The sequence below is a fragment of the Streptomyces sp. PTY087I2 genome, assembly GCF_001687325.1.
GTDB lineage: Bacteria > Actinomycetota > Actinomycetes > Streptomycetales > Streptomycetaceae > Streptomyces.
The window spans coordinates 116,320-138,551 of sequence record NZ_LZRD01000022.1; the positions used below are offsets into that span (position 1 = coordinate 116,320).

Genomic DNA, 22,232 nt, shown 5'->3' on the forward strand with positions numbered 1-22,232 from the left:
GGATGGCTGATGTGACTGGAACGACTGGAACGCTCGTGCTCGCAGGGACCCCCATCGGCGATGTGGCGGACGCCCCGCCCCGCCTCGCCGCCGAACTGGAGCGGGCCGATGTCGTCGCCGCCGAGGACACCCGGCGGCTGCGTCGGCTCACTCAGGCGCTCGGCATCCACACCTCGGGGCGTGTCGTCTCCTACTTCGAGGGGAACGAGTCCGCCCGGACGCCCGAGCTGGTCGAAGCGTTGAGCGGCGGTGCTCGGGTGCTTCTCGTTACGGATGCCGGGATGCCCTCCGTCTCCGACCCGGGGTATCGGCTCGTCGCCGCCGCTGTGGAGCGGGATATTCGCGTCACCGCCGTGCCGGGGCCGAGTGCGGTTCTGACCGCCCTTGCCCTCTCCGGGTTGCCCGTCGACCGGTTCTGCTTCGAGGGGTTTCTGCCGCGCAAGGCCGGTGAACGGCTCTCCCGGCTCCGCGAGAACGCCGACGAGCGCCGCACCATGGTCTTCTTCGAAGCCCCCCACCGGCTCGACGACACCCTCGCCGCCATGGCCGAGGTCTTCGGCGCCGACCGCCGCGCCGCCGTCTGCCGCGAGCTGACCAAGACGTACGAGGAGGTCAAGCGCGGGCCCCTCGGCGAGCTGGCCGTGTGGGCCGCCGACGGGGTGCGCGGCGAGATCACCGTCGTGGTGGAGGGGGCGGCCGACTCCGGGCCCGAGGAGCTGGACGCCGAGGAGCTGGTACGGCGCGTGCGGGTGCGCGAGGAGGCGGGGGAGCGGCGCAAGGAGGCCATCGCCGCCGTCGCCGCCGCGGCCGGGCTGCCCAAGCGGGAGGTGTTCGACGCGGTGGTGGCCGCCAAGAACGCGGAGAAGGCCCCGAAGCCTTAAGCCTTGGTGCGTACGCGTACGGCGGTGTCTACGGCGTTTCCGTCAGTACGCCGTACGCCGTCGCCACGAACGTGTCCGCCCGGTGCACCCGCCGCGTCGCCGTCGCCGCCACCGCGAGCCCCGTCCCCGGGCGGAAGCCCAGGAACGCCTGCTGGCCGAGGGTCGCCCCGGCGTGGAAGAGGACCGGGCCGTACGGGGACGGGTGGTGGAACCACGTGAGCGTGTGGGTGTGCGCGTGCCGCCAGCCGCGTCGCAGCACCGGACGCCGGACCTCCGCCAGCGGCCCGGCCAGCGCGGGGTCCGTCGGCGCCGCGCCCCGGGGTCCGGGCCCGTCCGGTCGTGAGTCCGTCACAGCCGGCCCGCCCGGCCGCGAGGCCACCGCCTCCCGCCCGCCCACATGCGCCTCCAGGAACGTCAACAGGTCCAGCGGAGTCGCCCGGACCGCACCCGCCGCCGCGAAGCCCCCGGTGTCCAGCGCGGGCACCGGCGTGCCGTCGCGGCGGTGGCCCACCGCGTCCGTGCCGTCGGGGCCCGGGCGCACCCGGGTCGCGTCCAGGCCCAGCGGGGCCAGCACCTGCTGGTGGAGCAGGACCTCCCACGGGGTCCCGGTGGCCGCCGCCAGGGTGTGGCCCAGGACCGAGACGGCGAAGTTCGAGTAGTGCCAGCGGGTACCGGGCCGGTGGCGCGGGCGGGCCCGCAGGAAGGCCCGGACCACCCGGTCGGCCGGGTAGCCGCCGTACGGGTCGGTCGACCAGCGGGGCACCGCCTGCGGGTAGAAGTCGGCGGGCAGGCCCGGCAGCCCCGAGGTGTGGGTGACCAGATGGCGCAGGGTGATCCGGCGTACCGCCGGGTGCACCGGGAAGCCCGGGGCCAGCAGGTCCGCCGCCCGGTCCTCGTACCGCACCCGGCCCTGTGCCACCAGCCGGGCCAGCAGCAGCCCCGCGTACGGCTTCGACGCCGAGCCCAGCTCGTACGCCATCAGCTCGCGGGGGACCGGGCCCGGCTCCGCGCTCCCGCCGGTGTGGACCGTGCGCACCCCGTCCCGGCTGACCGCGAGCACCAGGTCGGGCGCGTCGACGGCCCGCGCGGCCTCGGCCAGGAGGCGGGCGGTGGCGTCCCGGGAGCCGGGGGCGGTCACGCGGACCGCGGTCGCGTCCGTCATGCCGGGGCCGGGGCGGCGGAGAGGTCGGACAGGGCCCGGGACATCGCCAGCGCCGAGGCGAACGCGGCGACCAGCGTCGGGTGGTAGACCAGGTCGAACACCGCCTCCTCGTCCCCCTCCGGCATCCCGCCCACCACCGGCATCGCCCCGTCCGGCTCCTGCGCCTGCGCGAACCCGGCCCAGGCCGCCGGGTCCAGGGTCGGTTCCGGCAGACAGGCGTCGACCACCAGCAGCTCGCCCAGCAGGTCCCAGCGCTTCAGGTCCAGCCAGTCGTCCAGCCAGACCGGCAGCCAGAGCGCCAGGTACTCCGCGATGTCGGTGGGGAGCCCGGCCGGCTTCTCGCCCCAGTCGGTGAGGTGGAACACCGTGTGCGTGATGTCGTAGCCGATATGGCCCTCGACCGTCCACGGCTCGGGCCGACGCGCCAGCCAGGTGTGGGCCAGTGCCGCCGTCTCCGGAACGCTCGGCTCCGCCCCGAACCGCCGCTCGATGGCGCTGAGGCCGAGCCGCCGCACCGGCAGCACCTCCAGCGCCGCCCAGCTGGCCAGGCGGTGGTTGAGCCGGATCGCGGACTCCAGGTCCGGCTGCCGGTAGCCGAGCTCCCGGAACGGTACGTAGACCTCCAGCGGCACCGGCGAGAGCGGTTCGCGCCGCTGGCCCTCCAGCAGCCGTTCCCCGGAACCCAGCAGCTCGTGCCAGGCGTGGTCCAGCAGCTTGTGGGCGAGGGAGGACTGCTGGGATCCGGCCACCCCCTCGCGGAAGATGACCTTCCCGATCAGCGCCAGCTCGCCCAGCGGCTTGAACCGGTCCAGCATCCCCGCCTCCGGGGACGGGTCCGTCTCCAGCCGGAAGCCCTCGCGGTGTTCGTACAGCCAGCCCAGGGCCTTCGCCCCGACGTCGTGGATCTGCTGGATGCCGCTGCTCATGCGGTGCGCCTTTCCCGGCCGGGCGCGGACCCGTCCGTCTGTCCCGGCGACCGCAGCGACCTCAGGGACAGGGCCGCCGCGAAGGCCGTCACGAGCGTGGAGTGGTAGCAGTCGATGAAGGGGTACGGGTCGGGCGCGGGGTCCTGGACCGGTACGCCGGTCTCCGGGACGCAGCCGGTCGGATGCTGTACGTCGGCCAGCACCGGCCAGACCGCGTCCAGCAGCTCCACGGGCGCCGGGCCCGGCAGCGACGCGCCCACCGCCAGCAGCTCGCCGGTCAGGTCCCACTGGCCGCTCTCCAGACAGCCGTCCGCCCACGCGGGCAGCCAGGTCCGCAGATAGCCGTCGATCTTCTCCGGCACCCGGTCGGGCATCCGGCCCCAGTCCGTGAGGTGGAAGACGGTGTGGGTCAGCGCGTAGCCGGACGGGCCCTCGAACATCCACGGCTCGGAGAGCCCGCCCAGCCAGGTCCGCGACAGCACCCCGCCCGCGTCCGTGTGGGTCAGCACGCCCACCCGCCGCTCGGAGTTGACCAGCCCCAGCTGGCGGTTGGCGTGCTGCTCGGTGTGGGCCCAGGCGCGGGTCGCGGTGAGCGGGCGGGCCAGCGCCTCGAAGCCCTCGTGGCGCAGCCCGTACCCGGCGAAGGCGGCGTAGATCTCGTACGGGTACGCGGCGAACGGCTCGGCGCGCAGCAGCTCCAGGAGCAGCGCGCCCTCGTGCACCTGTTCCCAGGCGTACGTGACGAGGTCCCCGGCCAGCTCGTGCTCCGGGGTGCCGGGGGCGGTCGTGCGGCGGATCGTCGAGCCGAGCTGGGCCAGCTCGCCCAGCGGCTTCAGCGTGGCGTTGACCTGGGTGTGGGGTTCCAGGACGTCGTCGGGGAGCGCGAAGCGGGCGCGGTGCGCGTCGGTCCAGGCGAGGGCGGAGGCCAGGACGCCGGGGAGGACGGCGAGCGCGGCCCCGGAGGCCTCGGAAGCGTCGGAGGCCCTGGCGGCCCCGGCGGCCCTGGAAGCTTCGGCGGCCTCGGGGGCCCCGGCGGTCCTGGAAGCTTCGGAGGCCCCGGAGGCCCCGGAGGCCCCGGAGGCCCCGGAGGCCCCGGAGGCCCCGGCGGCCTCGGACGTGGAGGCGCGTTCCTGGGCCGCGCGGCCCGCACCCGGTCTCTCCCGCGGGTCCTCGGTCGCGGTCGTCGTCACCGGGCCCTCGCCTCGGCCATCAGCCGGGCGGCCCGTACGTGGAGCGTCACCCGGGGGTCGTGCCCGCCCATCTGCTCGACGAAGTCCAGGCCGCGTTCCAGGCCCAGGGTGGCCGGTTCGCCGCCGATCGCCGCGAGCCAGCGGCCCGCGCCCGCCGCCTGGAGCCAGTCGCGCCGCCGCACCGCGCGGACGAAGCCGCGCGACAGGTCGACGGCCCGGTTCGCCGCGGCCCGCCGCACCGCCGAGGGGGCGGCCGGGACGGCGAGCGGCGCGAGGACCGAGAGCTGGTGGGTGAACGCCTGCCAGGGGGCCTCCTCCAGCCAGGCGGCGTCCGGCTCCGCGTATGTGCCGGGGGCGGCGGCACCCGGTGCGGGCGGCGCCATCCGCTGGAGCGTGGAGATCATGTGCCAGTGGCTCCAGGCCGTGGCGGCCGGAGCGTCGGGCTTGGGCGGGAATTCCCGCACCGCCCGGTCGAGTACGGCGACGTCCCCCGGATGCGGATGACGTCCGTAAAGAACACTCGGCAGCAACAGGTCGGCCCCGATGACCCGTACCGCCGCGATTCCGGTCCGATTCTCCTCGTCGATTCCCGCCGCGCCGCACACCGTGGCGAGGTGGTCCCCGCTCCGAAGAGCGAGGACCACCTCTGTTGCCAGGTCATGCACGGCACCCGCCAGGGGCGACGAAGCATGTGTCTGGTCCATGTGCCGGCGACTAGCCCTTCTTCGGGCGCGGGGTCGGAGGCGAGAGCAGCAGGGCTCCGCCGCCTGCGAGGAGCGCCAGGTAGGCGCACTCGCGGGAGTCGCGGTACAGACCTTCGACCTCACCGGGGTTGAGAGCGGCGTCGAGGTCGAGCTCGATGTCGGTGGCAGTGGTGTCCGTGGTGAACATGGGTTGTTCCCCGTCCTGTGGGAAATGGGGTGGACGTAATGAGTGAAAAGGACGAATGGGGGCGTCGCAAATCGGGGGCGGCATCCGGGGAAAATCATGCATTCAATTGAATGGTGAATTCATGGGGTGCGGATGGGGTGTGGGAGGGGCGAAATCCCTGGTAATTCAAGGAAGGGGGCGGCGGCGGGCGGGGGTGGTGCGCGGGCGCGTTCACGACCGGCGCGCGGCGCGCTCGGGGGCGCTCGGTGGCCCGGCGGTCACGCGCTGTCCTGCCTCGCTCCTCTCCCGCGCCATGCGTCGGCAAAGGGCGGCCAAAGGAGGCCAAGAACGCATCAACAATGCCTTTGAGCTGGTGCGTCCATCCGGGTGCAGGTGTCCACTGGAAGGGACGGGCCACCTGTTCGAACCCCTCGGGCGGGCCGGCCGTCCCCGGAGTGTGTGACCGGCGGACAAGAGGAGCAGGCATGAGCGAGATCGCAGCGACCACTGTCCATGAGGCGTACGCCTTCGCCTGCATGAAGTGCGGGTACGGCTGGGAGCAGTCTTACGAGATAGAGCACCACGTCGACGTCCACGGCCATGCGTTCGTCGTCTACACGGCGGACGGTGAGCGGGTGCCGTCGCCGCTCTCCACGCCCACCTGTGCCAACTGCGGCGGACATGTGGTGCGCATCATGCGTGCGGGGCGGGTCGCGGGCGTTCAGGAGCTGCTGCGGAAGCAGCAGATGCCGCAGACCGCGGAGACCGGCGCGAAGGACCGTACGGTGTCGACGGCCGCCACCCCGGACCGGCACTGGCGGCTGTCCGACCTGCTGCACCCGTTCCAGCGCAGGTGACGTCTTCGGGCCTCGTGCCTGCGTCGTAGGGCCTCATGCCGACGTCGTACGGGGGCGGGGTCCTCGTACGATCGTCGGCATGAGCCGTACCGAAGCCCCGCCGCTGCCCGAGCCCCTGCGGGTTCCGGTCGCCGATTCCCACACCCACCTGGACATGCAGGACGCCACCGTCGAGGAGGCCCTCGCCCGGGCCGCCGCGGTGAACGTGACCACCGTCGTCCAGGTGGGCTGCGACGTGGCCGGCTCCCGCTGGGCCGCCGAGACCGCGGCCGCCCACCCCGCCGTCCACGCCTCGGTCGCCCTGCACCCCAACGAGGCCCCGCGCATCGTCCACGGTGATCCGGACGGCACGGCGCGGCAGGGGGCGCGGGAGCCCGGCGGCAGGGCGGCGCTGGACGAGGCGCTGGCCGAGATCGACGCGCTGGCCGCCCTGGACCACGTACGCGGGGTCGGCGAGACGGGCCTCGACTTCTTCCGTACGGGCCCCGAGGGCATCGCGGCCCAGGAGGAGTCCTTCCGGGCCCACATCGAGATCGCCAAGCGGCACGGCAAGGCCCTGGTCATCCACGACCGCGACGCGCACGCGGACGTGCTGCGGGTGCTGGCGGACGCGGGGGCGCCCGAGCGGACGGTGTTCCACTGCTACTCCGGCGACGCCGAGATGGCCCGGATCTGCGCGCGGGCCGGGTACTTCATGTCGTTCGCGGGCAACGTGACCTTCAAGAACGCCCAGCCGCTGCGGGACGCCCTCGCCGTCGCCCCGGCCGAGCTGGTCCTCGTCGAGACGGACGCCCCGTTCCTCACCCCGGCCCCGTACCGCGGGCGGCCCAACGCGCCCTACCTCATCCCCGTCACGCTCCGCGCGATGGCCGAGGTGAAGGGGCTGGAGGAGGACGCGCTCGCCGCCGCGGTCTACGACAACACGGCACGGGCGTTCGACTTCTGAGCCCGGTTCCGAACCCGGCCCTGAGCCCGGGTCCGAACCCTGATGCGCACGTTGCGTAGCTGTGTCGCTTTGGAGAGTGACCGGAGCTCCGCTATCGTCCCCGCGCACGACGGGGTGTCGGCGGGCGGATCTTCGGGAGCGGCGTGAACGGCGTGAACACTTCGCAGGACAGGCGCGTCGGCGCGTTCCACGAGCAGCTGACGCTGGGTGGCGACGGGGTCGGGGGCGGGGCGTGGCCGGCGGGACCCGTTGGGTACGTCCCACAGGCCGCCCCGTACGTTCCGCCCCGTACGTTCCGCCGGTCGCCCCGGTCGCCCCGGTCGCCCCGGTCGCCCCCGCCCACGCCCCGACCATGGTCGACACCCCGCTCGCCGACACCCCGCTCGTCGACACCGAGCCCGCCGGGCCGCCGGTTGCCGGACTGCCGTTCGCCGCCCCCGCGCCCGCCGGGCCGCCGCTCGCCGACACCCCGCTCACCGTGCCCCGCCAGGGCCCCACCCGTGCCGAGGCCCGGCGGGCCGCCAAGCGGCGGCGCGCCCTCGTCGCCGATCCCGAGAACCTGAAGCTGAGCCGGCTCGTCCCCCGGGCCCTGGTCGTCGCCTTCCTGGCCGGCGGCACCACCGCGTTCGTCGCCCACGACAAGGCCGTCCGGCTGGAGGTCGACGGCGCGCCCCGCACCCTGCACACCTTCGCCGACGACGTCACCGAGCTGCTGGAGCAGGAGGGCGTCACCCTCGGCGCGCACGACCGTGTCTCCCCGGACCCCGGCGCCGGCCTCGACCACGGCGACGAGGTCGTCGTCCGCTACGGGCGGCCCGTCACCCTCACCCTCGACGGCGTCCGCCACCGGGTCTGGACGACCGCCGACACCGTGGCCGGGGCGCTGCGCGAGTTCGGGATCCGGGCCGAGGGGGCGCACCTCTCCGCCGCCCGCTCCACCCGGATCGCCCGCACCGGCCTCACCCTCACCGTCCGCACCGAGCGCGCCGTGACCTTCATGGCCGACGGCCAGGAACGCACCCTGCGCACCAACGCCGCGACCGTCCACGAAGCCCTCGCCGAGGCGGGCATCACCCTGCACGGCCAGGACACCACCTCCGTCGCCCCGGCGAGCTTCCCCCGCGACGGCCAGACGATCTCCGTCATGCGGATCACCGACACCCGCGAGGTGCGCGAGGAGACGGTCCCGTACGCCGTCGAACGCAGCGAGGACCCCGCCCTGTTCCGGGGCACCGAGGTCGTCGAGCGGGCCGGGCGCAACGGCGTACGCCGGGTCACGTACGCGGTCCGGACCGTCAACGGCGTACGGCAGAAGCCGCGGCGGGCGGCCGAGGAACTGGTGCACCTGCCGGTGAGCCGCGTCGTGCGCACCGGCACCCGGCAGCGGCCCGAATCCGTCGCCGGGGCGGACGGGCTGAACTGGTCCGCGCTCGCCGCCTGCGAGTCCGGCGGGCGGCCCGACGCGGTCGACCCGAGCGGCACGTACGGCGGGCTGTACCAGTTCGACACGCAGACCTGGCAGTCCCTCGGCGGCAGCGGACGCCCCCAGGACGCGCCCGCCGCCGAGCAGACGTACCGGGCGAAGAAGCTGTACGTGCAGCGGGGGGCGAGTCCGTGGCCGCACTGCGGCCGTAGGCTTACCGGGTGAGCAGCACAGAGCCCGACGCCCTCCTGGGCCCCGCAGACATCCGCGACCTGGCAGCCAAGCTGGGCGTACGCCCGACCAAGCAGCGCGGTCAGAACTTCGTCATCGACGCCAACACCGTCCGCCGCATCGTGCGCACGGCCGAGGTCCGCCCGGACGACGTGGTCGTCGAGGTCGGCCCCGGGCTCGGCTCGCTGACCCTGGCGCTGCTGGAGGCGGCGGACCGGGTGGTCGCGGTCGAGATCGACGACACCCTCGCGGCCGCGCTGCCCGCCACGGTCCAGGCCCGGATGCCGGAGCGTGCCGACCGGTTCGCCCTCGTCCACTCCGACGCGATGCTGGTCACCGAGCTGCCGGGCCCCGCGCCGACCGCGCTCGTGGCGAACCTCCCGTACAACGTGGCCGTGCCCGTCCTGCTCACGATGCTGGAGCGGTTCCCGAGCATCGAGCGGACCCTCGTCATGGTCCAGTCCGAGGTCGCCGACCGCCTCGCGGCCCGGCCGGGAAACAAGGTCTACGGCGTGCCGTCGGTGAAGGCCAACTGGTACGCGGAGGTCAAGCGCGCCGGGGCGATCGGCCGCAATGTCTTCTGGCCCGCCCCGAACGTGGACTCCGGCCTGGTCTCGCTGGTCCGCCGCGCCGAACCGCTGGCCACGAAGGCGTCCCGCGCCGAGGTCTTCGCGGTCGTGGACGCGGCCTTCGCCCAGCGCCGCAAGACGCTGCGCGCCGCGCTGTCCGGCTGGGCGGGTTCCGCACCCGCCGCCGAGGCCGCGCTGGTCGCCGCCGGGATCTCGCCGCAGGCGCGCGGGGAGTCGCTGACGGTGGAGGAGTTCGCGGCGATCGCGGAGCACAAGCCGGAGGTGTCGGAATGAGTCGCGCACAAGCCGGAGACGGCCCGGTGAGCCCCGTGAGCCCGGTGAGCCCTGTGAGTTCTGTGAGCCCTGTGAGTTCTGTGCGTACGGGCGTCACCGTCCGGGTCCCCGCCAAGGTCAACGTGCAGCTGGCCGTGGGCGCCGCGCGCCCCGACGGCTTCCACGACCTGGCCAACGTCTTCCTCGCCGTCGGCCTGTACGACGAGGTCACCGCGACCCCCGCCGACGAGCTGCGCATCACCTGCTCGGGCCCGGACGCCGCGCAGGTCCCGCTGGACGCCACCAACCTCGCCGCCCGCGCCGCCGTGGCCCTGGCCGAGCGGTACGGCATTGACCCCGCCGTCCACCTCCACATCGCCAAGGACATCCCGGTCGCGGGCGGCATGGCGGGCGGCAGCGCCGACGGGGCGGCCGCCCTGGTCGCCTGCGACGCGCTGTGGGGGACGGGCGCGAGCCGCGACGAACTCCTCGCGATCTGCGCGGAGCTGGGCAGCGACGTGCCGTTCAGCCTGGTGGGCGGGGCCGCGCTCGGTACGGGACGCGGCGAGAAGCTGACCCCGATCGAGGTGGGCGGCACGTTCCACTGGGTCTTCGCGGTGGCGGACGGCGGCCTCTCGACGCCCGCCGTCTACGGCGAGTTCGACCGCCTCACGGCCGGCACCGAGGTCCCGGAACCGACCGCGTCGCCCGCCCTGCCGGCCGCCCTGCGCTCCGGCGACTCCGGCGCACTCGCGGGCGCGCTGAGCAACGACCTCCAGCCCGCCGCCCTCTCCCTGCGCCCGTCCCTCGCGGACACGCTGGCGGCGGGCACGGAAGCGGGGGCGCTGGCCGCGCTGGTCTCCGGTTCCGGTCCGACGACGGCGTTCCTGGTCCCGGACGAGGAGACGGCCGAGAAGGTGGCGGCCGCGCTGCTGACGTCGGGGACCTGCCGCAACGCGCGCGTGGCGGTGTCGCCGGCGCCGGGCGCGCACGTGATCTGAGCCTTCTGCCCGGCGTACTCACCCCGGATCTGAGTACGGTCGCGCTGCCGGGCCCCGCCCGCCTCGCGCGACCGTACGTCCATGGGATCAAGTGTTCGTGAACTGGCCGGGGCGACGCCCGCCACCCGGGACCGTTACGTCGACCTCCTCCGGGTCGCCTCGCTCGGCGCGGTCGTGCTCGGCCACTGGCTGATGGCCGCCGTCACCCCGGACGGGGTGGGCAACCTGCTCGCCGTCGTCCCGGCGCTCCAGCCGCTGACCTGGCTGCTCCAGGTCATGCCGGTGTTCTTCTTCGTCGGCGGCTTCTCGCACGCGCTGTCCTACCGCTCCCTGCTCCGCAAGCGCCCCGAGCCCGCTCCGGGGGCCGCCGCGGACTCCGTCTACTCCGCCTTCCTGCGCGCCCGCCTCCAGCGGCTGCTGCGCCCGACCATGGTCTTCGTCCTCGTCTGGGGTGCGGCGGCGCTGCTGGTCCAACTCCTCGGCGGGGGCGGCGGGCTGACCGGCGTGACCCTGCGCATGGTGACCCAGCCGCTGTGGTTCATCGGGATCTACCTGGCGATGGTCGCGTTCACGCCGCCGCTGCTGAGGCTGCACGAGCGGTACGGCTGGGGGGCGTTCGCGGGTCTTGCGGGCGCGGCGGTCACGGTCGACGTCCTGCGGTTCGCCGCCGGAGTCCCGTACGTCGAGTTCCTGAACTTCGCGTTCGTGTGGCTGGCGGTCCACCAGCTGGGCTTCCTGCGCGCCGACGGCCGCATCCACCTGCGCCGCGCCGCCCTGCTCGCCGGTGGCGGCCTGGTCACCGCCACGGCGCTGGTGGCGTTCGGCCCGTACCCGCTCTCGATGGTCGGAATGCCCGGCGAGAAGGTCAGCAACATGGCCCCGCCCACCCTCGCCCTGCTGGCCCACGGCCTCTGGCTCGTCGGCGCGGTCGAACTCCTCCGCGCCCCGGCCGCCCGCCTGCTGGAGCGCCCCCGCGTCTGGCGCACGGTGGTGGCGGCCAACGGGGTGGCGATGACCGCGTTCCTCTGGCACCTCACGGCGATGTTCGGCGTGTACGGTGCGCTGCTCGCCCTCGACGTCGACCTGCCCGAGCCCGCGTCGGCCGCCTGGTGGGCCCAGGTCCCGCTACGGCTCGCCCTCGCGGGAGCCCTGACCGCGGCCCTGGTCGCCGCCTTCCGCACCTTCGAACGCCCGGCGACGCCCGCGCCGGGAACGGCCCCCGTCCATGGCCACGGCCCGCTCGCGGCCGTCGGCGCGACGCTCTGCCTGCTCGGCGTCCTCGGCCTGTCCATGGTCGGCTTCAACGACCTGCTGGACGGCCGCACGGCCCTGCTGATCGCGATCCCGGTCAGCGCCCCGACCGCCGTCGCGATGACCCTGGGCGGCTGGCTGCTGGTGGAGCGGGCGGGGCGGAGGGGGCTGTAGGGGGCGGCGGGGATCAGCGGCCGTAGTGGTAGCGGCAGGCGGCGGTGCGGACCTCGTCGTCGACCACCTTGTAGATGAGCCGGTGTTCGTCGGTGATGCGCCGCGACCAGTACCCCTGGATGCCGTACTTCAGCGGTTCCGGCTTGCCCATCCCCTCGTTCCGGACTCCGGAGCTGGTACGCCGTTTCCTTGAGGGACTCGTACTCGTCGAGGGCCACGATCACCACCGGCTCGTGGCCCGCGCGGGTCACCACGACCTCCTCGCGGTCGTCCACGACGGAGCTCAGGGTCTCGGCGTACTTCGCGCGGCGAGCCGCCCGTGCGTCTCGCCGCCCGTCCCCGGCTTATCGGCCCCCGGCCTCCCCCTCACCAGCCCGTCATCACGCCGCCCAGGAGCAGCGGCGCGGCCAGCAGGGCGAGCAGTTTCACCAGGAACGTCCTGCCGTCCCGGTCCGTGTCCTCGTTGCCGCCCGCGCCCCCGCCCGTACGGCGGACGACGAACGCGGCGACGATGCCCAGCGGGAACAGCATCGGCACCGACTCCAGGAGCGGCGGACGGGTCCCGCCCGCCCAGCCCGCGGCCCAGGACCCGGCGAGGCCCGCCAGTACGGCGAAGAACACCTGGCCCGTGGCGAACCACCGGGTCTCCAGTGCGTCGACCAGCTCACCGAAGCGGGTGCCGGCGATACGGGCCCGGGCGGCGCTGACGAGGAAGGCGGCCAGGACGGCCACTCCGCCCACAAGGAAGGTCCAGCGCAGCGCGGTCGCGACGACGGTCATCGGCAAAAAACCCCTCTCCCCATTCCCCGGCTACCAGCAGTTCTTGACGACGCCGTCGATGCCGAGGATCTCGGCGGCGATGCGGTCAGGCCCGCGACGGCGACGGCCGTACGGCGGAGGGAGGTGCGGCTGAGTATCGAGACAGACACGTGAGGTGTTTCCTTCCGCAGACCGCGCAGCACCTCGATGCCGTCCGTGCCGGGCATGTGCAGATCCACCAGCGCCACGTCCGGCCGGTGCCGGTGTGCCGGCTCCAGCGCCTCCCCGGGGCCGCGGACCGCCGGCACCCGGATGTCGTCGGCCGACTCCAGGATCCGCCTCAGGCCGTCGCGTACCAGCGCGTCGTCGTCCACCACCAGAACGGTCACCGGGACCGAACCCATGGATTTCCCCCGTCGATCGGCAAAAGCACCCGCACGAGGCTATCCCGGCATCCGCTCCCTCCCGGACCGGCCCTGATCGGCAGGACGCCTTTGGGCCGCCCGACCGGGCCCCCTCCGCCGCGCCGTACCCTGGGAAGGTCGATCGATCCCCCGGACAGGAGTGAAATGGCCGTCAATCTGGTCAATGTCGAGCAGGTCAGCAAGGTGTACGGCACCCGTGCCCTGCTCGACGGTGTGTCCCTCGGGGTGTCCGAGGGCGACCGGATCGGTGTCGTGGGCCGCAACGGCGACGGCAAGACCACCCTCATCCGGATGCTCGCCAAGCTGGAGGAGGCGGACACCGGCCGCGTCACCCACAACGGCGGGCTGCGCCTCGGCGTCCTCACCCAGCACGACTCCCTCGACCCGAAGGCGACCATCCGCCACGAGGTCATCGGCGATCTGGCCGACCACGAGTGGGCGGGCAGCGCCAAGATCCGTGACGTGCTCACCGGGCTCTTCGGCGGTCTGGCCCTCCCCGGCTTCGAGCACGGGCTCGACACCGTCATCGCCCCGCTCTCCGGCGGTGAGCGCCGCCGGATCGCGCTGGCGAAGCTGCTCATCGAGGAGCAGGACCTGATCGTCCTCGACGAGCCCACCAACCACCTCGACGTCGAGGGCATCTCCTGGCTCGCCGGACATCTGCGCGCCCGCCGCTCCGCCCTCGTCTGCGTCACCCACGACCGGTGGTTCCTCGACCAGGTCTGCACCCGCATGTGGGACGTCCAGCGCGGCGTCGTCCACGAGTACGAGGGCGGCTACAGCGACTACGTGTTCGCCCGCGCCGAGCGCGAACGCATCGCGGCCACCGAGGAGGCCAAGCGGCAGAACCTGATGCGCAAGGAGCTGGCCTGGCTGCGCCGCGGCGCCCCCGCCCGTACCTCCAAGCCGCGCTACCGCATCGAGGCCGCCAACGAACTCATCGCCGACGTGCCGCCGCCGCGCGACACCAGCGAGCTGATGAAGTTCGCCAACGCCCGCCTCGGCAAGACCGTCTTCGACCTGGAGGACGTGACCGTCCAGGCCGGGCCCAAGACCCTCCTCACCCACCTCACCTGGCAGCTCGGCCCCGGCGACCGCATCGGCCTCGTCGGCGTCAACGGCGCGGGCAAGACCTCCCTGCTGCGCGCCCTCGCCGAGGCCGCCCGCACCCAGGGCGAGGAGCAGCCCGCCGCCGGGAAGATCGTCGTCGGCAAGACCGTCAAGCTCGCCTACCTCTCCCAGGAGGTCCACGAGCTGAACCCGAACCTCCGCGTCCTGGAGGCCGTCCAGCAGGTCCGCGACCGGGTCGACCTCGGCAAGGGCCGTGAGATGACCGCCGGTCAGCTCTGTGAGCAGTTCGGCTTCACCAAGGAGAAGCAGTGGACGCCCGTCGGCGACCTCTCCGGCGGTGAGCGCCGCCGGCTCCAGATCCTGCGGCTGCTGATGGACGAGCCCAACGTCCTCTTCCTCGACGAGCCCACCAACGACCTCGACATCGAGACCCTGACCCAGCTGGAGGACCTCCTCGACGGCTGGCCCGGATCGATGATCGTGATCTCCCACGACCGGTTCTTCATCGAGCGGACCACGGACAAGGTCATGGCGCTCCTCGGCGACCGGGCCCTGCGGATGCTGCCGCGCGGGATCGACGAGTACCTGGAGCGCCGGCAGAAGCTGGAGGAGGCGGCGACCCCCTCCGCCGCTGCCGCGCCCCGCTCGTCCTCAGCCCCCGCCGCCGCCCCGGCGGTCTCCGCGCAGGCGTCCCGCGCCGCGAAGAAGGAGCTCCAGAAGGTCGAGCGGCAGCTCGACAAGCTCTCCACCCGCGAGACCACGCTGCACCAGCAGATCGCGGACAACGCCACCGACTTCGAGAAGGTCGCCAAGCTCGACGCCGAACTGCGCGAACTCGTCACCGAGCGGGACGAGTTGGAAATGCGCTGGCTGGAACTGGCCGAGGACGCCTGACCGGGCAGGTGGGGCCGGTGTGACGGGTGGTAGAACGGGACGGCAGTGACCGTACGTTCGAGGGGGACCACACCGATGTCGCAGCCGCCGCCGCAGGAGGGCTTCGGTGCTCCGTACGAACCGCGGCCTGGTGTGTACGGGGACCCGGGGCAGCCCCAGCCTGGCCCGTACGGTCAGCCGCCCCAGCCCGCGTACGGCTCTCCGCCGCAGCCGCCCACCGTGCCCTACGGCCGACCGCAGCCCCAGCCCCAGCCTCCGAACCGGCCTTCCGGTGGGCGCTCCCGGGGGCGGGTCGTAGGGCTCGTCGCCGCCGTGCTCGCCGGGGTCCTCGTGATCGGTGCGGGCGTCTGGCTCGGGGTCCGTGGCGATGACGGCTCCGACGACAAGAAGCCCGTCGCGAAGGAGAGCACCGCCCCGAAGCAGCCCGGCGCCGAGTCGAACCGGAAGAAGACGCCCGCCGCCGAGGCCGCGGAGATCAACAAGGGGCGCAAGGAAGGCGAGGCGAAGGTCCGCTGGATCCAGAAGAACGGCGTGGACCTGCCGGGGCGTGGTGCGTCCGCCCTCGGCCCCTGGGTCACCGGCGGCATCGTGGCCAAGGCCATGTACCGCACGGTGTCCGGCTATTCCCTGGAGGACGGATCGCAGAAGTGGAGCCTGCCCCTGCCTGCCGACGTCTGCGCGGCACCCACCCAGCCGACCGTGGACGGGAAGCTCGTGATCGGGCTCATGTCCGCCACCTCGAAGGAGGAGGCGGCCTGCGAGAAGCTCCAGATGATCGACCTGGCCACCGGTGAGGCGGGCTGGTCCAAAACCTTCCCGCAGGCGCCGACGCAGGACGGGCTCAGGAACATCGTCATGGCGATCAGCGGTGACGTCCTGACGATCGGGAGGATCGGCCGTTCGGACGCCTATCGGGTCAGCGACGGCAAGCACCTGTGGGGCAAAGTGGCCGGCCCCTGTTATTCGTACGCCATGACGGGTGGTGCCGCCATGTTCGCCGCTGTCGCCTGTGGCAAGCAGCCGATCGACGAGGCCGACAGCGAAGTGCGGCGCATCGACCCCGTCACCGGCAAGACCGTGTGGACGTACAAGCCCAAGGAGGGCTGGATGGTCGGCCAGTTCTACTCCGTCGACCCTCTGGTGCTCCTCTTGCAGAATGTGAGGGACCCGAAAGACGATATGGAGATTGTGGTCCTGAACACCGACGGGACTTTCCGCTCCCAGCTCGTCGTCGACGAGGAAAAACTCGGGGTTCAGTGCACCCTCACACAGCGGAACCTGGGTGCGAACTTCGACACCTGCATCGGCTTGGCCGCCGATGCCGACACGCTCTACCTCGCATCGAGGTACACCGTCGAGGACGGGTCGTGGGCCAGCGAGGTGCTCGCCTTCGACATGAGTACCGGCAAGGAGAAGTGGAAGGTTCGGGCTCCCACCGAGCAGACCCTGACGCCGTTGCGGGTCGAGGGCGGCAGGGCGCTGATATACCTGAGCCCGCCCAGGTCGAAGGCCAAGGGCGTCGGCGGAGGCATCGTGGCGCTCGGCCCGCAGGGCGGCGCACTGGAACCGGTCCTTCGGCACCCGGCGTCGGCCGCGGCGACCGAGCGCACCCTCGTCGGTTCGCTCGTCCTCTATGCCGACGGACGTTCTCTCCTGATGCGGCCCCACGTCTCCGGGGACACCGACGAGGAGGAGATGGAGATGCGCACGATGATCGCCTTCGGTGACTGAACCCTCACCTCCGGCCAAGGCGTAACGAGGGCATCACGACGCGGTTCTCCCTTGGGAACAGCGGTTGGCCCGAATCGGTGTCCGACGCCCGGTGGGTGGTACAAAGAAGCCCCGCCGACTGTCGTAACACTGCGGAAGCCATGCCCGATTCGCTCCTTTCCGAGGGGGATTCAGCCCCTTCGGGAATGCGGGGGAGACCGGATCGCGCACCGGGCCGCACGAAGGGGGACGTGCTGATATGAGCCAGCCGCCCAGCCAGCAACCGCCGCAGGGAGGCTTCGGGGCTCCGCAGGAGCCGCCGAACGGAGCTCCTCAGCCGCCACAGGGCCAGCCGCAGGCGCCACAGGACCAGCCGAATCTGGCCAAGCCGCCGCAGACGCCGCCGCCCGCGCCCCCGGCCGGCCCGCCGCAGACGCCCCCGCCGGGCGCCCCGGCGTACGGCTACCCCCAGCAGCCCCCGGGCCAGCCCGGCTACGGCTATCCGCAGCAGCCCGGCCAGGCCCCGGGGCCGTACGGCCAGCAGGCCCCCGGCCAGTACGGGCAGCAGGCGCCCGGGCCGTACGGTCAGCAGCCCGGGCCCTACGGTCAGCAGGCCCCGGGGCCGTACGGTCAGCAGGCTCCCGGTCCGTACGGTCAGCAGCCCCAGACCGGTTACGGCTACCCGCAGCAGCAGTACCCCGGCGCCCCCGCCCCCGGCGGATCCGGATCCGGTGGCGGGTTCCTCAAGGGGAAGACCGGCATCGTGGTCGCGGCGGCGCTCGCCGTGGTCCTGGCGGCCGGGGCGGGCACCTGGTTCCTCGTGAGCGACAGCGGTGACGAGGACCCGAAGAAGCCCGTCGCCACCGGCAGCAACGACCCCAAGGCCCCCAGCGAGTCCCCGACCGTCGACGAGGGCGACGGCAGCGGCGACGGGCGTGACGCCGGCGACGACCTCAACGCCGGGCGCAAGCCGGGCGAGGCCAAGGTCGCCTGGCTCCAGAAGAACGACGTCGACCTGCCGCGCAACGGCGCGTCCGTCCAGGGCCCCTGGTTCGCCGGCGACGTCGTCGCCAAGGCCATGTACCGGAGCGTGTCCGGATACTCCGTCGCCGACGGCAAGCAGAAGTGGAAGCTCGATCTCCCCGCCGACGTGTGCGCCGCGCCCAACACCCCGACCCCCGACGGCAAGCTCGTCATCGGGGTGAAGAACGGCACCACGGACCGCGCCAACTGCTCCGTCCTCCAGATGGTCGACCTCAACACCGGCAAGGCCGGCTGGAAGAAGGAGATCAAGAAGAACGGGACCTGGGACTTCCTGTCCGACATCGGCCTGGCGATCAGCGGGGACACCGTCGCCGTCGGGCGTACCGGCAACTCCAACGCCTACCGGGTCAGCGACGGCAAGGAGCTGTTCGGCAACCCCGAGGGCAACTGCAAGCCCTTCGCCTTCTCCGGGGGCGACAAGCTGATCGCCGCCGCCAGCTGCCGCACCGACGACGTCAAGAACCCGCAGCACCAGGTCCAGGAGCTGAACCCGGCCACCGGCAAGCCCCGCTGGACGTACGAGCCGCCGCGCGGCTGGGAAGTCACCCGGGTCTACTCCTCCACCCCGCTCGTCGTCCGGCTGGAGCACCGGGAGAAGAAGCAGTACACCATCGTCGCGATCACCGAGAGCGGCAAGCTCCGCTCCCAGCTGATGCCCGCCAAGGGTGACAAGCTCACCGCCGACTGCGGCAACAGCTTCGCGATCTTCGGCCAGAAGCTCGAAGGGTGCAGCGGTGTCGCCGCCGACGCCAACACCTTCTACATCGCGACCGAGGACGACACCAGCGGGACCGCCCGGACGAACAAGGTCGTCGCCTTCAACCTGAACACCGGCAAGCCCAAGTGGGAGGCGCCCGCCCCGGCCGAGCGCGTCCTGAAGCCGCTGGGCATGGAGGGCGGCAACGTCCTGCTCTACATGCGGCCGAAGTACGACACCGCAGGCGCCATCGTGACGCTCCCGCCGACCGGCGGCACCCCCAAGACGCTGCTCCAGCACCCGGCGGGGGCCGGCCGGATCGAGAACGGCTTCTTCTCGTCCAAGGTCCTCTACAAGGACGGCCGTTCCTTCATCTTCAGCCAGCGCGTGAGCGCGAGCAACGACAAGGAAGAGCTGGAGCAGACGACGATGCTGGTGTTCGAGAAGTGACGGTCCGCCGGACCCCCTCCGGCCCCGGCACCCGAACGCCGTCGGCCGCTTCCTGCCCCACGCGCCCCCACACCCACTCGTCCCCCGAGGTACGCACGCCATGACCCAGCCGCCCCAGCCGCCGCAGCAGCCGCCCAACCCCGACGAGCAGCCGTCGAACACGCCGCCCGGAACGCCGAACACGCCCCCGGCGCCGCCCGCCGGTCCGCCCTCGGGCGGGTTCGGCGCGCCGCAGGACCCGCCGGCCGGTGGCTTCGGCCAGCCGACCCTGCCGCCCGCGGACCCCTTCGGCAAGCAGCCGCAGCAGCCCCAGCAGCCCCCCGCCGCCCCGCCGCAGCCGCCCACCGTGCCGCAGGACGCGCCCGCCGGGGGCTACGGCACCCCGCCGCCCCCCGCACAGGGCGGCTACCCCACCCCGCCCGCGCCGCAGCCCAACGGATACGGCTACCCGCAGGCCCCGCAGCCGGGGTACGGCTACCCGCAGGGGCCCGCCGGCCAGCCCGGCCAGCATGGTCAGCCCGGGATGCCGCAGCAGGCGTACGGCTACCCGACCCAGCCCATGCACCCGCAGTACGGGGCCCCGCAGCCGGGCGGCGACGGCAGCGGCGGCAAGAAGTTCTCCACCCAGATGCAGATCATCGTCGCCGCGGCCGTCGCCGTGGTGCTGATCATCGGCGCCGGGATCGTCTACTCCGCCACCAGCGGTGACGACAAGGGCGGCAAGAACGAGGCCTCCTCGTCCGGTTCCACCGGCGGCGAGGGCAAGGGCGGCAAGGACAGCGGCCTGGCCGGCGGCAGCGAGAAGGCGCCCGCCAACACGAAGTCCAAGGTCGCCTTCCAGGTGCCGCAGCCGGTCGTCAAGGACATCGTGCAGGTCGAGGGATCCTGGCTCACCGACAAGGCGTACGTGAAGACCGGCATCGACGAGATCAACGGCTACGACCGCGACAAGGGCACCAAGCTCTGGTCCTTCCCGCTGGCCGGCGAGATCTGCACCACGTCCCGCCACGTGAGCAAGGACTACAAGACGCCCATCGTCTTCAAGGAGTCGAAGCCGACCAAGGAGAAGAAGTACCCGGCGTGCAACCAGGTCGGCGTGATCGACCTGGCCGCCGGGAAGCTCCTGTGGAGCAAGAGCGTCACCTCCGCCACCGGCGGTGACCGGCCGGTCAACTTCGACGAGGTCACGCTCAGCGGGACCACCGTCGCGGCGGGCGGCACCTCGGGCGGCGCGGCCTTCAAGCTGGACACCGGCGCCGAACTCTGGAAGCCGAAGACCGGCGCGGACGGCTGCTACGACCGTGGCTACGCGGGCGGCGAGGCCCTCGCCGTGGTCCGCAAGTGCGGTACGTACGACAGCCCGCAGCTCACCGTGCAGGCGCTGAACCCGACGACCGGCGCCCCGCTGTCCTCGTTCCAGATGCCCGCGGGCGTCGAGTACGCGCACATCGTCTCCACCAAGCCGCTGGTGGTCGCGGCCGACGTCGGTGACACCGCCGGCGACGGCAGCGGCATCTCCGACTTCTTCTCGATCGACGCGGCGACCGGTAAGCTGAAGGTCCGTATCCCCGCCGACGCGGAGAAGTACGCGGGCGACTGCGACTCCACCGACGTCGAGAAGTGCCAGAAGATGGCCGTCGGCAACAATCGGCTGTACCTGCCGACCGAGCGCCACGACGGAACCAGCGAGTACGGCGACACGAACGAGATCGTCGCCTTCGACCTGGACACCGGCAAGCTCCTCGGCGGCCGGGCGGACGCGGGCGACCGCTACACCCTGACCCCGCTCCGGATGGACGGCACCAGCATCATCGCCTACAAGGAGGCCCCCTACGACAAGGGCGGCCAGGTCGTCTCCATCGACGGCGAGACCTTCAAGCAGACCACGCTGATGGAGAACCCGGACGACGAGGCCGTCCGCAAGGCGGAGAAGCGCTTCAGCATCGGCTCGGCCGAACTCCACTACTCCGAGGGGCAGCTCTTCATGGCCGCCCGGTCGGTCCACAAGCCGAGCACCGTCACCCCCGACGAGAAGGTCTACCTCGTCGTCGCCTACCGCACCGACTGATCACCCCGCCCCTGCCGGGCGACCACAGGCCCCGCCGGCCGATCTCCCGACCGGCGGGGCCGATCGTTTTCCGCCCCGCTTGCGCGCGACGTGATCACCGACTACCGGTCAACGAGCCCCGAATGGCGCAGAATTCGGCAATCCCGGGGGCTTCTGCCGTGTATGCGCCGCGCCGCGTCGGGCGAGCGTGTACCTTGCCGGGGCAGGAGTCCGGGGGGCCGGGCGTACAGGGCTTTGGGGGCTGAGGACCGATGGGCGTGCGGCTCATGGTGGTCGATGATCACCGTCTGCTCGCCGAGGCACTCGCCTCGGCGCTGAAACTCCGCGGGCACCGGGTGCTCGCGGCGGCCGCGCCGACCTCCGGCGCTGCGGAACTGGTCGTCAGCAGGGCCCCGGAGGTCTGTCTGTTCGGTACGGCCTCGCCCGCCGCCCCCGGCGTCTTCGACCCGATCACGCGCATCGGCCAGGAGCGCCCGCAGGTGGCGGTGGTGGTCCTCGGGCCGGTGCCCAGCCCGCGCGGGATCGCCGCGGCGTTCGCCGCCGGGGCCGCCGGGTACGTCCGGCACGACGAGCGCATCGAGGGCGTCGAGCGGGCCATGCTGAAGGCGCGGGCGGGGGAGAGCGCCATCGCCCCGCAGCTGCTGCGGGGGGCCTTCGCCGAGCTGCTCAACCCGGCGGCCCAGCCCGACGACGAGGGGCGGCGGCTGCTGCGGATGCTCACCCCGCGCGAGGCCGAGGTGCTGGTACGGGTCGCCGAGGGCGAGGGAACCCGGCTGATCGCGGCCGGCATGGACATCGCCCCGAGCACCGCCCGCACCCACGTCCAGCGGGTCCTGATGAAGCTCGGGGTCGGCTCCCGGCTGGAGGCCGCCGCCCTCGCCGCCCGCACCGGACTGCTGGAACGCGCCGCGGCGAACGGCGGCCCGCGGCAGGGCCCGTACGCCCCGGACGGCACGCAACAATCGCAACAGACGCAGCAGGGGCCGTACGTTCCCGGTCAGCGCGGGTGACGTACGGCCCCCGAGGGCCTTGAGGCCTGTCAGCCCGCGTCGGACCCCGGCTCCCGCTCCGGCTCCGCTTCCGGGGCCGCCGGGGCCTCGGCCGGGCGCAGCTTCATCCAGACCAGGAAGAACAGGCCGAGCGCCAGCATGGCGAGGCCCGTCCACAGGTTGATGTGGACACCCTCGGCCTTCTTCAGGTCGGCGTCGGACGGGCTGAGTCCGGCGATGGTGACGATCACTCCGTAGACCACGAACAGGCCGCCGATGATCCGCCGGATGTCGAAGAGACGGGCCGCGGTCGCGGACTTGCGCTCCAGCTCGGAGACTTCCTTGTGCAGGTCGGACATGGTGAGTGCCTC

Annotated in this window: 20 protein-coding genes and 2 pseudogenes; 12 read left to right on the top strand and 10 right to left on the bottom strand. The window is 72.9% G+C overall.

The features are described from left to right. Nucleotides 1-2: 2 nt before the first annotated feature. The gene (rsmI, locus tag A3Q37_RS24395) at nt 3-881 is read left to right on the top strand and encodes a 16S rRNA (cytidine(1402)-2'-O)-methyltransferase (RefSeq protein ID WP_218064570.1); all 879 of its coding nucleotides are present in this window, start codon (nt 3-5) and stop codon (nt 879-881) included. A 28-nt stretch (nt 882-909) separates the two neighbouring features. Here rsmI and A3Q37_RS24400 read toward each other — a convergent pair whose 3' ends face one another. From A3Q37_RS24400 to A3Q37_RS37345, 5 genes are read right to left on the bottom strand one after another with little or no spacing between them, the layout of a single operon-like run. Continuing rightward, nucleotides 910-2,043 carry a serine hydrolase gene (locus A3Q37_RS24400; protein ID WP_065487775.1) on the bottom strand — a complete coding sequence of 378 codons (1,134 nt, stop codon included), beginning with the start codon at nt 2,041-2,043 and terminating at the stop codon, nt 910-912. Continuing rightward, nucleotides 2,040-2,969 carry a DUF6895 family protein gene (locus tag A3Q37_RS24405; RefSeq protein WP_065487776.1) on the bottom strand — a complete coding sequence of 310 codons (930 nt, stop codon included), beginning with the start codon at nt 2,967-2,969 and terminating at the stop codon, nt 2,040-2,042. The genes A3Q37_RS24400 and A3Q37_RS24405 overlap by 4 nt, the downstream gene beginning before the upstream one ends. Beyond that, nucleotides 2,966-4,159 carry a DUF6895 family protein gene (locus A3Q37_RS24410; protein WP_255311924.1) on the bottom strand — a complete coding sequence of 398 codons (1,194 nt, stop codon included), beginning with the start codon at nt 4,157-4,159 and terminating at the stop codon, nt 2,966-2,968. The genes A3Q37_RS24405 and A3Q37_RS24410 overlap by 4 nt, the downstream gene beginning before the upstream one ends. Then, on the bottom strand, nt 4,156-4,863 hold the full coding sequence (locus A3Q37_RS24415; RefSeq protein ID WP_065487777.1) for a hypothetical protein: 708 nt from the start codon (nt 4,861-4,863) through the stop codon (nt 4,156-4,158). Before A3Q37_RS24415 ends, A3Q37_RS24410 begins: the two co-directional genes overlap by 4 nt. A gap of 10 nt (nt 4,864-4,873) precedes the next feature. After that, nucleotides 4,874-5,050 (bottom strand): hypothetical protein, encoded by a 177-nt coding sequence (locus A3Q37_RS37345; RefSeq protein ID WP_007455151.1) that lies wholly within the window; start codon nt 5,048-5,050, stop codon nt 4,874-4,876. A gap of 464 nt (nt 5,051-5,514) precedes the next feature. Here A3Q37_RS37345 and A3Q37_RS24420 point away from each other — a divergent pair, with 464 nt between their 5' ends. From A3Q37_RS24420 to A3Q37_RS24445, 6 genes are all read left to right on the top strand, one after another. Beyond that, a complete protein-coding gene (locus A3Q37_RS24420) occupies nt 5,515-5,886 on the top strand; it encodes a hypothetical protein (protein ID WP_065487778.1) in 372 nt (123 codons plus the stop codon). 79 nt (nt 5,887-5,965) lie between these two features. Further along, nucleotides 5,966-6,832 (top strand): TatD family hydrolase, encoded by an 867-nt coding sequence (locus A3Q37_RS24425; protein ID WP_065487779.1) that lies wholly within the window; start codon nt 5,966-5,968, stop codon nt 6,830-6,832. A 352-nt stretch (nt 6,833-7,184) separates the two neighbouring features. Continuing rightward, nucleotides 7,185-8,480 carry a resuscitation-promoting factor gene (locus A3Q37_RS24430; RefSeq protein ID WP_255311928.1) on the top strand — a complete coding sequence of 432 codons (1,296 nt, stop codon included), beginning with the start codon at nt 7,185-7,187 and terminating at the stop codon, nt 8,478-8,480. Continuing rightward, on the top strand, nt 8,477-9,349 hold the full coding sequence (gene rsmA / locus A3Q37_RS24435) for a 16S rRNA (adenine(1518)-N(6)/adenine(1519)-N(6))-dimethyltransferase RsmA (RefSeq protein ID WP_065487780.1): 873 nt from the start codon (nt 8,477-8,479) through the stop codon (nt 9,347-9,349). The genes A3Q37_RS24430 and rsmA overlap by 4 nt, the downstream gene beginning before the upstream one ends. Nucleotides 9,350-9,429: 80 nt before the next feature. Next, on the top strand, nt 9,430-10,329 hold the full coding sequence (locus A3Q37_RS24440) for a 4-(cytidine 5'-diphospho)-2-C-methyl-D-erythritol kinase (protein ID WP_107471586.1): 900 nt from the start codon (nt 9,430-9,432) through the stop codon (nt 10,327-10,329). 81 nt (nt 10,330-10,410) lie between these two features. Then, on the top strand, nt 10,411-11,754 hold the full coding sequence (locus tag A3Q37_RS24445; protein ID WP_065487782.1) for an acyltransferase: 1,344 nt from the start codon (nt 10,411-10,413) through the stop codon (nt 11,752-11,754). Between the two features lie 13 nt (nt 11,755-11,767). Here A3Q37_RS24445 and A3Q37_RS24450 read toward each other — a convergent pair. The 4 genes and pseudogenes from A3Q37_RS24450 to A3Q37_RS37975 form a co-directional block, all read right to left on the bottom strand. Then, nucleotides 11,768-11,914, bottom strand: a pseudogene (locus A3Q37_RS24450) (Txe/YoeB family addiction module toxin); the annotation flags it as partial. Then, nucleotides 11,913-12,062: pseudogene (locus tag A3Q37_RS35955) on the bottom strand (type II toxin-antitoxin system prevent-host-death family antitoxin); the annotation flags it as partial. The pseudogenes A3Q37_RS24450 and A3Q37_RS35955, both read right to left, overlap by 2 nt. Before the next feature lie 58 nt (nt 12,063-12,120). Next, nucleotides 12,121-12,534 (bottom strand): hypothetical protein, encoded by a 414-nt coding sequence (locus A3Q37_RS24455; RefSeq protein ID WP_065487783.1) that lies wholly within the window; start codon nt 12,532-12,534, stop codon nt 12,121-12,123. After that, the gene (locus A3Q37_RS37975) at nt 12,531-12,917 is read right to left on the bottom strand and encodes a response regulator transcription factor (RefSeq protein WP_255311925.1); all 387 of its coding nucleotides are present in this window, start codon (nt 12,915-12,917) and stop codon (nt 12,531-12,533) included. Before A3Q37_RS37975 ends, A3Q37_RS24455 begins: the two co-directional genes overlap by 4 nt. Nucleotides 12,918-13,082: 165 nt before the next feature. On the opposite strand from A3Q37_RS37975, the gene A3Q37_RS24465 reads away from it, so the two are divergent. The 5 genes from A3Q37_RS24465 (at nt 13,083) to A3Q37_RS24485 (ending at nt 21,882) form a co-directional block, all read left to right on the top strand. Then, a complete protein-coding gene (locus A3Q37_RS24465; protein WP_065487784.1) occupies nt 13,083-14,903 on the top strand; it encodes an ABC-F family ATP-binding cassette domain-containing protein in 1,821 nt (606 codons plus the stop codon). Between the two features lie 75 nt (nt 14,904-14,978). Continuing rightward, nucleotides 14,979-16,634, top strand: a complete 1,656-nt coding sequence (locus A3Q37_RS24470) for a PQQ-binding-like beta-propeller repeat protein (RefSeq protein ID WP_065487785.1) — start codon at nt 14,979-14,981, stop codon at nt 16,632-16,634. A gap of 238 nt (nt 16,635-16,872) precedes the next feature. Beyond that, complete coding sequence (locus tag A3Q37_RS24475; protein ID WP_065487786.1) at nt 16,873-18,804, top strand: PQQ-binding-like beta-propeller repeat protein; 1,932 nt, start codon at nt 16,873-16,875, stop codon at nt 18,802-18,804. Nucleotides 18,805-18,904: 100 nt separating this feature from the next. Beyond that, nucleotides 18,905-20,872: a PQQ-binding-like beta-propeller repeat protein gene (locus A3Q37_RS24480; protein ID WP_065487787.1), complete on the top strand. Its 1,968-nt coding sequence runs from the start codon at nt 18,905-18,907 to the stop codon at nt 20,870-20,872. Nucleotides 20,873-21,123: 251 nt separating this feature from the next. Further along, a complete protein-coding gene (locus A3Q37_RS24485; RefSeq protein WP_065487788.1) occupies nt 21,124-21,882 on the top strand; it encodes a response regulator transcription factor in 759 nt (252 codons plus the stop codon). Nucleotides 21,883-21,911: 29 nt separating this feature from the next. Here A3Q37_RS24485 and A3Q37_RS24490 read toward each other — a convergent pair whose 3' ends face one another. Beyond that, nucleotides 21,912-22,220: a hypothetical protein gene (locus A3Q37_RS24490; RefSeq protein WP_032787348.1), complete on the bottom strand. Its 309-nt coding sequence runs from the start codon at nt 22,218-22,220 to the stop codon at nt 21,912-21,914. Between the last annotated feature and the right edge of the window lie 12 nt (nt 22,221-22,232).

What these genes read in the sequence shown, in the direction of transcription:
- A3Q37_RS24485 (WP_065487788.1), top strand. Translation starts at nt 21,124, where the DNA reads ATGGGCGTGCGGCTCATGGTGGTCGATGATCACCGTCTGCTCGCCGAG.
- A3Q37_RS24415 (WP_065487777.1), bottom strand. Translation starts at nt 4,863, where the DNA reads ATGGACCAGACACATGCTTCGTCGCCCCTGGCGGGTGCCGTGCATGAC.
- A3Q37_RS24400 (WP_065487775.1), bottom strand. Translation starts at nt 2,043, where the DNA reads ATGACGGACGCGACCGCGGTCCGCGTGACCGCCCCCGGCTCCCGGGAC.
- A3Q37_RS24430 (WP_255311928.1), top strand. Translation starts at nt 7,185, where the DNA reads ATGGTCGACACCCCGCTCGCCGACACCCCGCTCGTCGACACCGAGCCC.
- A3Q37_RS24425 (WP_065487779.1), top strand. Translation starts at nt 5,966, where the DNA reads ATGAGCCGTACCGAAGCCCCGCCGCTGCCCGAGCCCCTGCGGGTTCCG.
- A3Q37_RS37975 (WP_255311925.1), bottom strand. Translation starts at nt 12,917, where the DNA reads ATGGGTTCGGTCCCGGTGACCGTTCTGGTGGTGGACGACGACGCGCTG.
- A3Q37_RS24470 (WP_065487785.1), top strand. Translation starts at nt 14,979, where the DNA reads ATGTCGCAGCCGCCGCCGCAGGAGGGCTTCGGTGCTCCGTACGAACCG.
- rsmI (WP_218064570.1), top strand. Translation starts at nt 3, where the DNA reads ATGGCTGATGTGACTGGAACGACTGGAACGCTCGTGCTCGCAGGGACC.
- A3Q37_RS24490 (WP_032787348.1), bottom strand. Translation starts at nt 22,220, where the DNA reads ATGTCCGACCTGCACAAGGAAGTCTCCGAGCTGGAGCGCAAGTCCGCG.
- A3Q37_RS37345 (WP_007455151.1), bottom strand. Translation starts at nt 5,050, where the DNA reads ATGTTCACCACGGACACCACTGCCACCGACATCGAGCTCGACCTCGAC.
- A3Q37_RS24465 (WP_065487784.1), top strand. Translation starts at nt 13,083, where the DNA reads ATGGCCGTCAATCTGGTCAATGTCGAGCAGGTCAGCAAGGTGTACGGC.
- A3Q37_RS24475 (WP_065487786.1), top strand. Translation starts at nt 16,873, where the DNA reads ATGAGCCAGCCGCCCAGCCAGCAACCGCCGCAGGGAGGCTTCGGGGCT.
- A3Q37_RS24420 (WP_065487778.1), top strand. Translation starts at nt 5,515, where the DNA reads ATGAGCGAGATCGCAGCGACCACTGTCCATGAGGCGTACGCCTTCGCC.
- A3Q37_RS24480 (WP_065487787.1), top strand. Translation starts at nt 18,905, where the DNA reads ATGACCCAGCCGCCCCAGCCGCCGCAGCAGCCGCCCAACCCCGACGAG.
- A3Q37_RS24405 (WP_065487776.1), bottom strand. Translation starts at nt 2,969, where the DNA reads ATGAGCAGCGGCATCCAGCAGATCCACGACGTCGGGGCGAAGGCCCTG.
- A3Q37_RS24455 (WP_065487783.1), bottom strand. Translation starts at nt 12,534, where the DNA reads ATGACCGTCGTCGCGACCGCGCTGCGCTGGACCTTCCTTGTGGGCGGA.
- A3Q37_RS24445 (WP_065487782.1), top strand. Translation starts at nt 10,411, where the DNA reads ATGGGATCAAGTGTTCGTGAACTGGCCGGGGCGACGCCCGCCACCCGG.